Source organism: Parabacteroides goldsteinii DSM 19448 = WAL 12034, assembly GCF_000969835.1.
Classification (GTDB): Bacteria; Bacteroidota; Bacteroidia; order Bacteroidales; family Tannerellaceae; genus Parabacteroides; species Parabacteroides goldsteinii.
Genome location: NZ_KQ033912.1, coordinates 1,341,966 through 1,352,537 on the forward strand (window position 1 = coordinate 1,341,966; position 10,572 = coordinate 1,352,537).

Annotated in this window: 7 protein-coding genes; 2 read left to right on the forward strand and 5 right to left on the reverse strand. The window is 39.9% G+C overall.

The genetic code is table 11. The annotated features are described in order from the left end of the window. Positions 1–5 precede the first annotated feature (5 nt). The 3 genes from HMPREF1535_RS05145 to HMPREF1535_RS05155 form a co-directional block, all read right to left on the reverse strand. A complete protein-coding gene (locus tag HMPREF1535_RS05145) occupies positions 6–920 on the reverse strand; it encodes a FimB/Mfa2 family fimbrial subunit (RefSeq protein WP_046145483.1) in 915 nt (304 codons plus the stop codon). 56 nt (positions 921–976) lie between these two features. Next, a complete protein-coding gene (locus HMPREF1535_RS05150) occupies positions 977–2,248 on the reverse strand; it encodes a fimbrial protein (protein ID WP_046145484.1) in 1,272 nt (423 codons plus the stop codon). Positions 2,249–2,493: 245 nt separating this feature from the next. Further along, positions 2,494–3,762: a fimbrial protein gene (locus HMPREF1535_RS05155; protein WP_082150468.1), complete on the reverse strand. Its 1,269-nt coding sequence runs from the start codon at positions 3,760–3,762 to the stop codon at positions 2,494–2,496. Between the two features lie 374 nt (positions 3,763–4,136). Between HMPREF1535_RS05155 and HMPREF1535_RS05160 the strand changes: the two genes are divergently transcribed. After that, positions 4,137–5,021: an Rpn family recombination-promoting nuclease/putative transposase gene (locus tag HMPREF1535_RS05160; protein WP_046145486.1), complete on the forward strand. Its 885-nt coding sequence runs from the start codon at positions 4,137–4,139 to the stop codon at positions 5,019–5,021. Positions 5,022–5,111: 90 nt separating this feature from the next. On the opposite strand, the gene HMPREF1535_RS05165 is transcribed toward HMPREF1535_RS05160, so the two are convergent. After that, entirely contained in the window at positions 5,112–6,680 is a 1,569-nt protein-coding gene (locus HMPREF1535_RS05165) for an ATP-binding protein (RefSeq protein ID WP_046145487.1), read from the reverse strand. Between the two features lie 753 nt (positions 6,681–7,433). On the opposite strand from HMPREF1535_RS05165, the gene HMPREF1535_RS05170 reads away from it, so the two are divergent. Then, positions 7,434–7,715 carry an HU family DNA-binding protein gene (locus HMPREF1535_RS05170; RefSeq protein WP_010801728.1) on the forward strand — a complete coding sequence of 94 codons (282 nt, stop codon included), beginning with the start codon at positions 7,434–7,436 and terminating at the stop codon, positions 7,713–7,715. 130 nt (positions 7,716–7,845) lie between these two features. Here the strand turns inward: HMPREF1535_RS05170 and HMPREF1535_RS05175 are convergent, their stop codons facing one another. Beyond that, positions 7,846–9,912, reverse strand: coding sequence for a response regulator (locus HMPREF1535_RS05175; protein ID WP_046145488.1), 2,067 nt, complete (start codon positions 9,910–9,912; stop codon positions 7,846–7,848). Positions 9,913–10,572 lie beyond the last annotated feature (660 nt).

Genomic DNA, 10,572 nt, shown 5'->3' on the forward strand with positions numbered 1-10,572 from the left:
TCCTGTTAAAATTCAATATGATCGTTTACTTCTCCCCAAGGACGTACCTGTACACGGGCTGATAAAGTTCCATCTTCTGCAAATTCAAGTACGATATGAGTATTTTCACCGGCTTTAGTGGCAATCGGTTTATTATCCTGGTCATGCGTAGCACTACCCAGATTAATACCGTTGATATCAAGAGACACTCCCAGACCGTCACCCGGACAAGCGGTTTGCAGATTCGGAGTTTTCCACTCACCTGTATTTTTATCATTGGGAACACTGGCTGGATTATAATAGACACTATCACCTATCTGTTCTCCCTGGTAATCGAAGCCACTCAATGTCCGGTTCAGATAAAAGTCACATTCATTAACCGATGATATACCTTTACTTCTCAAACCGTATTTCAGGTTTATAGTTTCAATCGTTACAGAGCCGACTTTCGGATGGACTACAATCTCCTTATTCTCAGTAATTCCCCCACTCGCTTTTGTTTGTACCTGTTGGATTCCAAAATACAAACTATCCGGCAATACGGCCAGGCTATTCTGGCTTTTCAACATCACTTTCAGATCTTCGATTCGTTTACTTTCGGATACTTCCTGCTTATCTCCCAACACATTCACATTACCCCAAGCCACGATATTCAGCTTTTGGGAAGCAGGATAGTTATCAAGCACGATCTCATCATGCGAAATAATAAAATCCTTATCCAGAACACGAGTTTCAAGATAGTTCAAATTCTCATCAAAGATATAGAGTGATGCAGCCGACACATATCCCAATCCGGTAACATCTTCCCCCTTTATATTCTCTGCCTTTAACCGAAGTTTATAACATTCGTCCAAATCATCCTTGATACAACTGGTAGCCAATACTCCCAACAGACAGAGCGCCGGAAATAAAAGTTGTCTTATAATAGCATTGCGTTTCATAACAATTAATTTTACTTGATATAGTTTATTTTATTTACCCTATTACAAATATTAGCTTATTCAACTTCCTCATGGACATTCTTTACATTCCAAGGTTCTACCTTAACGGCAGTACTCAGGTTAGTAGAAATCATCGGATCATAAGGGACTTCAGAACCCGGACCTAAAATGGTCAAGTTTATTTCATATTTACAATTACGTTTCACATAATTATGCTTTCCAACGCCTTCGTAATTGCTCGCATTCATATCTGCCGGATTATTAACGATAACAGCATAAAATCGGTCTTTATCTGTTATATCTCCTCCACCCTTACTTGTATAAGTATAATCACCTCTTACGACAAACAGAGTATAATTTTTACCTGTGCTGTTTGTTTCTCCATTAACATTCTCATATACGTAAAAAGGATAATCAATGGATGCCGGGATTTTGTTCCAACTGTCGGTTAGTAAACAATTCTCTGTTTCTTCTTTTTTCAAATTTTCAGATTCAGTCTGAGTTCCATATTTATATGTCCCCATATCCATCGTTCCCTCAAACATTTCACCTACCCAATATTTTAAATAATCATTATCAGCGGTTATTGTAAACGGAGTTTCTATCTTACCCCATTCTTCCCTTGAAGCAGCTTGTGACAGGCCTTTCACATTAGCAACGAAAACTTCTTTTAAAAGGAAAGACTTACTATTATAATTCCCTTCAGATGATAAATTAATTGATTTTAAAGATACAGAAGCTACATTACGAACTAATTTAACAGCTCCATCTCCTTTTATTTCAACGCCATCAGTCTGCCCATCTACAGATGGCAAATCACCTTTACTCTCTGCATATCCAAAATAATTGGTCTTATCAGCAATAATTTTAATATCGTCAAAAACCTGGCTACTCATCGTCAGGCCGTTTTCCGAATACTCATCGCTCAATGTTATCGGAGTTGCAATAAATTCTTCCATCGTTTTAGCGCTCTTTAAAGCAGCCTCAACTTTGGTACTCGCATTAGCTACAACTACCACCTGAACATCACCAGCATAAACCTCCTGAGGACCTATCTGACTAAACTGACCATCTACGGATGTTGTCGGTGTTTGTGTATAAATCGTACTCCAAGAATCGCCAAATATTCCGACTGTCAGTTTATTAACTGTTTTATCATAATCAGTATTTCCTGCTTTTGTACGCTTAGCTACCTGATCATTTTTTACGGATACAGCGAATTTTGCTTTCTGAAGAACCGGCTCCTCAGGCCCTGCAGAATCGTCTGACGAACAGGCAGATATTCCGCACAATAATAATCCGAGAAGAAAATAGTTTTTGAAATTCATAGATATATATTTTTTTTATTTACCCCATTTGCTTCATTTATTTTCACATTACAAAAGTAGCCAAGAAGCCTTGTTTCTCAGATAGGTGCAAGTATCTATATTAATAGACAAAAGTATCAATTTACTAAAACTGATACTTTTCCCTATATTGTGCGAGGATTACCGATAAACCCATCTTAATCCAATTTAAATAAGAAAGGGGATGTTGAAACATTCCCTTTTACTTAAATTCCTATTTTTTTTAATTATTCAATTGGAACATCCTGAGAAATATGTCCCCACTCAACAACTTCTGTCTTTACAAACATATTACTTTCTACATCCGGTGTTGTCGGATCTAAATTACCATTACCTGTAATAGTTATAGTTATATCATATTGAACATTTCTATGAACACCGTCTTTTACACCATCTGTAAGACCTGTTATACCTACTTGCAAAGGCCAATAAGCTTCAGTTCTAGCTTCAGCATATGGAGCACCATTAGTAGTTATAGCATCAAATTTGTATGTTCCACGCAAAGTCAATATTGTTTTAGAGGTACTTGCTTCTCCATGATTTTCAAATACATAGAAAGATGCTAATTGGTCATTGCCTGTATTTACACCTGTACCCAATGCTGCTTGATTTAAAGTATTTGTCAATGTTGCTATATAATTAGCTTCAGTATAAGTTACAGCACTCTCTGAAGTTATATAATCCGGTTTTACTGCAAAAGCAGTTGTTCCGTCCTTTTTAAACCAAGTACCTGCATCAAAAGCATTACCCGTCAAATTCTGAACAGATCCCCAATTATTAGTTGAATATGCACCTTTAACATCTGCAGCCAAAGATGTATTCGCAGCATTTAAAATAATAGCAGCATCAAGTGTAACCTCAGCTTTTCCAGATGTGAATTTTTCATTGGTGGGTACATTTAATGTTACCTTATTCAAATTTACTTTTGCTACATTCCTATATAATTTCACAGGACTATTTGCTGCTACCAATTCTTTAGTTCCCTCAGTAGTAGCCGCATCAAATTCAGCTTGGGTATATCCATAAAAAGTTGTTGTATTTGCCTTTAAGGTTACTTTATCAATTCCTTGACTACTCATTGGATATCCACCTGTAGAATAAGCACCAGAAGGCAGTTGTATAGGTGTCGCAACAACTGTTGATAAACTTTGTGCTGCATTAAAAGTTGTAGGCATATTGGCAAAAGCTACAATTGTATACTCTACGTCGACAGGAAGTCCTGTAAATTTAACATCATTATCCGCCTCTATTTCAGTCGGTTGATTATCTGCTAAAGTTGCAGACTGAACAAAAGAACCATCAGCCCTATAAAGAGCGACAATCAATGAGGTTATTTCAGAAGAATTTGCTTTTGTCAGAGCTTTTGAATCTAGACCAGCAATCAAAGTTCCTGTTCCAACTTCTGGTGTTGGTTCCGGTGTAGGATCGTCATCGTTTGAACAAGCAACGAACGCACAAGCGATCATTGTACCGAATAATAAATTTCTTAGTTTCATATTTTTTAAAATTTAGAAGTTATATAATACGTTTAATAAATACTAGCTTTAGCCATAAGAGGATTATCATTTTTACCCTATACGATAATTTGTTTCCTGATGACAATGCAAAGGTATGGTGGTCCTAAAAAAATCGAAATAGGTGTCCGTCTCAATAATCAGCGGTAAAACTCTAAATGTTTTTCAACGGGTCTTTTGAAGCATTTAGAGACAACTGCAAGACTCTCAAAAAAGGGGTAAAAATCTCTTTTGAGGGTGGAAGAAGGAGATTTTTTGAGCAGCCGCGGAAATAAATTGATTTTAAATGAGAAAGAGGACCCAGGCATGAGATAATCACTTATCTTTGCCCAAGTAACATATAAATAAGAGTAACTATGAAAAATCATTCTGCATTGGTTCATTTTGATTGGGCCGTCAAGCGCATTTTGCGTATTAAGTCGAATTTTGTTGTGCTGGAAGGTTTTTTGTCCACTTTACTGGGGCAAGAGATACGTATTGTAAAAATGCTGGAAAGCGAAAACAATAAGGAAAGTATCGATAATAAGTTCAACCCGGTAAATATATTGGCAAAAGACAGTAAAGGTGAACTTATTATCATTGAATTACATAACAACCGTGAACTCTATTATTATCATCGTATGTTATACGGAGCACCCAAAACTATCACCGATTATATCAACGAAGGACAGGAATATGGTATTATCCGTAAAGTATATTCGATCAACATCGTTTATTTTGAGTTAGGCCAGGGAAAAGATTATGTCTATCATGGAAAAACAACCTTTAAAGGTATCCATTACAATGACGTTCTTCAACTCTCTGTCCGGCAGAAAGAGCAGTTTGTCCGCCACGAAGCCGGTGATATCTTTCCTGAATATTACGTATTACGCGTGGACGGTTTCAACCAGCAGGCCAAAACCCCGCTCGATGAATGGATCGCTTTCCTGAAAACAGGCGAGATCGACCAGAACAGCACGGCTTATGGCTTACAGGAAGCTCGCGAACGCCTGCGCATAGACCAGTTAAATGAGAAAGACCGGCGACAATATTATGCAGATATGGAAGCACTGCGTTATCAACGCAGCGTGATCAAAACCGGCTGGATCGAAGGGAAAGCGGAAGGTCTTGCAGAAGGGAAAGCAGAAGGTCTTGCCGAAGGACAACGTCTGATTGCAACCAATTTCAAAAAGCAGGGAATCTGCATCGAAACGATAGCCCAATGTACCGGTCTGTCCATAGAAGAGATAAACGAATTATAATCCATAACTATATAAATCAGCAAAGTTTCGCCTTTCCGGAAAGCTTTGCTGATTTTTTGTTTCATTTCTGAAGTTATCAACTGTCATCTGTTAACTGTCAACGACTTTCCATTCACCGATATTACGATCTTCTTTGTTAAAGGAGGCGCCTACTTTGACTAACTGACGGCCATCGGCTGCGTAAGGGATCAGATAGCCTCTGTCGTCGATCTGACGGAGGGCTTCGTCTACCGAACCGTTCAGTTTGAATTCGAATACATAGATATAATCTGTTGTTTTTACGACGGCATCGGCACGACCACGGGCACTGCGCACTTCGACATCGACATATTGCCCCAATAGCTTAAAGACAATATAGAAAATCACCTGATAATGACGTTCCGTCTTGTCGTTCAGCTCGTAGGGCATACCGGCAAAGAAGGCGCGAAGGCGTTCCATAAAACTGTCGACATCACCTTCACGCAACTCATCCCAGAATTTTCCTATATAAAACGGGGCATTCGCTTCCGACATAGGTGTGTAATAGGGGGTAATGAAATTTAACCATCCATATTCTACCTCGGCATTCGGATAACCGAGTACATAGAAGTTCTTTAAGAAGTCGTACTCCTTAATCGTCAGATACCCACTCTGGTAAATGATCGGTACCGGGTTATGAAAATCCATCCGGTAATCGGTCAGTGCAGCAGCAGGTACTTCTATGCCATCCAGTTTCCGAAGGTCATAATCTGTCTTTTTCAGTATATCGACCAACATAGTAGGCGTGCCGGTGGCAAACCAGTAACTCTGAAATACACGACTGCTAAACACATTCAAAATACTAAACGGATTATATAGTCCTTCTGTCTTGATCTGCGTAAAACGATAACCGTCGTATCTGCGTGTCAGTTCATTCATCGTTTGCTCAAAGGTTAAACCATTCATTTCGCCAACCGCTTTTACATCCGGAGTAAAGGTATGTTCAATCTCCTGGCGGGTCAAACCGCAGATATTGGCATAAACCGGATTCATGCTAATGTCCATCAGTTGGTTCAGGTTACTGAAGACTCCCAACTGTGAGAACTTCGTTACACCGGTGATAAACACAAAACGCAGATAGCGGTCGGCATCTTTCAGTACGGTATAGAAGCCGGTCAGCATTTCACGGTAAACGTCTTGTAGATCATCATTAAATAATGTACGCAAGAGCGGTTTATCGTATTCGTCGATCAGGACGACCACTTTCTCCCCTGTTTTCTCACAGGCTTGACGAATGATTTGCATGAAACGTCCGGCATAGCCCACTTCTTTATCTGTTTTACCGTATTGCTTTTCCCATTCAATAAAATGAACTTCAAACACTTGTTCGAGACTCCGTTTATCCTCGTAATACTGGGCATTCAGACTCAGATGAAGCACCGGATATACTTTCCAATCCTTTTCCAACTGCTCGATAGCGAGTCCCTTGAAGACCTCTTTTCGTCCGAGGAAATAAGCTTCGAGCGTCGAAAGCAGCAGGCTTTTGCCAAAACGGCGCGGGCGGCTCAGGAATATAGGATTTCCGGAAACAGCCATTCGATAGACCAAAGCCGTTTTATCAACATACAAAAAATTTTCTTCACGCAATTTTGTAAAATCCTGTATCCCTACCGGGAGTTTTCTGATCGGCATTGTTTCCATATTTCCGTCGTTTTTAAGTACCAATACAAAGATAAGAATAATGAAGGAATATGCCAATGTAAATACAGATAGGTTCGGTATTATCCAACGACTTTAATAGCATTTTGCAGCAACAAAAGCGCATTTTCCAACTTTATGATAAAGATATAGCAAATTCAGTAACATTCAAATTGCCATATCTCTCCCTTTTAGAAAAACAAAATACACATTTATTAACACAACATTCGATAACAACTAACTTTTCAACTCTCTGCAAACAAAAAAAAGTTCATTTAAAACGAATTTCAAATCCGTTTAAAACGAAATAAAATTTGACTGCAGCAAAATTTCATTTCGTTTTAAAGCAAATTTTTGTTAATCACAGACGAATAATCCCGTTTTTTTAATTTTTCAAGCGCTATATTACGTGTTATGGAACATATTTTCCTTCCGGAAGCACAGAAATATTCACCCGCAGTCAACTATCAAAATTCATACAAAAAAGACACCTAAACGAGCATTATAACAAGAATCACAACTAACATGGAATATTATGACGCTTATCACGCGATATACAGAGCACATCGGATACACATAACCTTATTACAATCGCCTGCAAACAATCAATATCGTGCTACACTCCGTACAATCCACCTACAAGACACATTAAATATCATTTTGTCAAAAACATCTATATTTTTTGCCGGAACCATTCTATTATACAGTTTGTTTTCATTAGCTTTGCAGAATTATTAATCATTAAAATAAATACCCATGAACAGAGCAGAACTCATTGAGGCTTTAGCTGAAAAGTCCGGATTGAGCAAACAAAAAGCAAAAAAAGTCCTGGAATCCTATATGGAGATCGTGACTGAAAAAATGTCCCAAAATGAAGAAATAGCCCTTATTGGCTTCGGAACGTTGATTCCCAGACCGCAGAGTAGCCGGATGGCACGTAATCCAAAGACCGGCACTCCGGTACGGATCAAGGCCAGAACAACCGTAAAATTCAAACCAGGCAAATTCTTGTTGGAAGCTATAAACGGTAAAAAATAATACCGACACATTCATCTTCTAAAGGTCGATGATGCAAAAAATCTCGTTTAAAACGAGAAAAAACCCGTTTTAAACGAAGTTTGTGCTCATTTAAAACGGGTTTTCAGGTAAATATAACTATATACTGATCTTACGGCTGCCCGTATTGCGAAGGCGTCGTTCCATATTGTTCCGTGAAACGTTTGCGGAAGGTGGCCGTGTCGTTGAAACCGACCATTTCTGCGACTTCCTGCACCGAATACTGCTGCGTCTGGATTAATTCGGCGGCCTTTTTCAGACGAATCGTACGGGTCAGTTCCAGGATACTGCAATCAGAGAATTGCTTAATTTTACGATACAATGTCGGCAGACTCATGTTTAATGAGTCTGCGAGCACCTTTGCCTCAAAGGTCGAATCATCGAGATGCATCTCGATGTTTTTAACAACCAGGTCCATAAACGGATTGCTCGGTATGCCGGAATCGCTTTCATCCGTATTCGGTGCGCTTGTTCCTGCCAGCGACTTGGTGAAGAATTGCTTCAATTGTTCGCGGCGTTTCACCAGGTTGTTCAGTTTGCTGCGAAGAATCTCCACATCGAACGGCTTGGTGATATAATCGTCCGCCCCGGCTTCGAGACCGACAATGATGTCTTCGCTCTCCACCTTCGCCGTCAGCATGACAACCGGTGTCTGTGAAGTGCGCGGATCGGCCTTCAACTCCTTGCAGGTTTGAAAACCGTCTTTCACAGGCATCATCACGTCGCAAAGGATCAGGTCCGGATTGTTGGCAAAGGCAACTTGTATTCCCTCCTCCCCATTACGGGCTTCGAGAATCTCATATTCCTTAGTAAAGACATGTTTCAGGAACCAACGGATCTGGTCGCTGTCGTCGATGACTAGGATTTTCTTGCCGGTGAGCTTTTTCTGCGGGACAACCTGAATAAATTCGGCGATCTCTTCCTTCTGACGGTCGTTCAATCTCACCAGGTCAGCTTCGGGTTCTACAAATTCCACCCGGCGTTCCATCAGGTGTTGTTTGCCTAACGGTATTAATAATGTATAGACAGTGCCCGACGAAGTCGTTTCGTTGCTATAAAATCCGCCGATGTCATCCACCATATCGTGCACCTGCTTCAAACCGCGGCGAGCACTTTCATTCTCATCCAGTCCTTCATCCTGCACGGACAGAGAGCAATACGCTTTCCCGTCTTTCCTGACGACTGAAATATCCAGCGTGACTTTGCCATAAACAAATGTATTCTTAAATGCATTAGATAATAATGTGCGTAAAGCATATTCCATTTTACGGCGGTCGAGCCAGATCCATAACTTAGCCGTCTGGGTATTGACCTGGAAATCGACATTATTCATCGCAACCCAGTCTACAAACAGGTCGCATATCTGCCGGGATATTTCCACCAGGTCGTAACGGGCGATGCGCAGATAATTGGCGACATCGTTTGCCCTGCGGGTTCCGATCAACTGATCGGCAAGGTCCTGCAAAGCAAGTGTATTACGATAAGCCGAAAGTAATTGGGTGGACATATCTTTTTCTTCATCCTTATTCTGTACCACCAATGCCAATGAACCGAGCACCAGTGAAAGAGGCGTACGCATTTCGTGGATTGTCTCGATAAAGAAGTTATCGTGGATCATTTCGGCATCCTTCAAACGGGACTCGGCTTCCGAAAGCCTGTCGGCAACCTCCCGCTGCATGGCATCACTCTCCTTGATCTTGGTGACGAGCAACTGCTCCAGGTCTTTTTTATTGCTGTTCAGCGTAGAGATCATCGTCTCCTGCGTGGAAAGTTTCTGAACCAGCTCTTTATTCGCTGTTGACAATACATTATATTGAGATTCCAGTTCATTTCTCTCAGATTCGAGTTCTGCCGCTTTGGACTCGATAGCCTCCTTCTGCTCCTCCAACTTCTTCTTAGCAGCTTCCAACTCATTATTTTTTTGCTCAATCTCAATCTGGTTCAGGGCAAGCAACTCCTTTTCCTTTACCGCCTTTTGGGACTGGCTCGAAAAACCGGCATACATCTTTCTCAAATAAAAAGCCGCCAGGACAAACAACAATGCCAAAAGAATGACTACTACAAGAACAGTTATCTCCAAAGGGCTGGCGGAGCCTCCTGCTGCAAATGCCTGCTGACCGCAAAAAGCAAAGCATGCAAGAAAGACAGACCACTTCCTGAACAAAGTTCTATTATTCATAATGATATATATATTTTAATTTCTAAGATAATTTTCTCCCGAGTATTTCAGAACCAACAGTAAACCCTCCTCATAACTGTGTATAATCATCTATGCAAAGATGATAATAAATTTTCGTTTTGCGAACATCAACGCAAGATTATTTGCGTAAAAAGAAATGATTATCATATTTTTTTCGCACGATTTCCGATATTCAAACCAGCTTATCAGTAATATTTAGCATAATAATGGGATTGACCGGAACAGAAATAAGTACTATTACTAACCGGCAGGGCAAAAGCGGGTGTATTCGTATCACAAACGCAGGCTATTCCTATCAAATAAGATATAAATACAGTAATATCAGAAACTGATTCGAGGGCTAAAACGACACTTACACCACCTATTTGAGACATTCACACCACTTGTTTTGATATTTTCGGCGATTATTTTGATTGCTTTAACTTTTATTATCTCACTATACGATACACATATCATTTTAGTCTCTATATTTGCAACATCAAGATGAGAGAAAAGGTTTTGATGAGGGTCTTAACCGGAAATAATCTCTCGAGTATAGGGTAATTTTAAGCATATAAAAAATTAAGGTCATGAAAAAGGGTAGAATTTTCACAAATTGTTTGTTTATTGTTTGCACACTGATGGCAGCAATTTCTTTCA

Excerpts from the sequence above, each read along its gene's own strand:
- HMPREF1535_RS05145 (WP_046145483.1), bottom strand. The coding sequence starts at position 920 with ATGAAACGCAATGCTATTATAAGACAACTTTTATTTCCGGCGCTCTGT.
- HMPREF1535_RS05150 (WP_046145484.1), bottom strand. The coding sequence starts at position 2,248 with ATGAATTTCAAAAACTATTTTCTTCTCGGATTATTATTGTGCGGAATA.
- HMPREF1535_RS05155 (WP_082150468.1), bottom strand. The coding sequence starts at position 3,762 with ATGAAACTAAGAAATTTATTATTCGGTACAATGATCGCTTGTGCGTTC.
- HMPREF1535_RS05160 (WP_046145486.1), top strand. The coding sequence starts at position 4,137 with ATGAAAAATCATTCTGCATTGGTTCATTTTGATTGGGCCGTCAAGCGC.
- HMPREF1535_RS05165 (WP_046145487.1), bottom strand. The coding sequence starts at position 6,680 with ATGGAAACAATGCCGATCAGAAAACTCCCGGTAGGGATACAGGATTTT.
- HMPREF1535_RS05170 (WP_010801728.1), top strand. The coding sequence starts at position 7,434 with ATGAACAGAGCAGAACTCATTGAGGCTTTAGCTGAAAAGTCCGGATTG.
- HMPREF1535_RS05175 (WP_046145488.1), bottom strand. The coding sequence starts at position 9,912 with ATGAATAATAGAACTTTGTTCAGGAAGTGGTCTGTCTTTCTTGCATGC.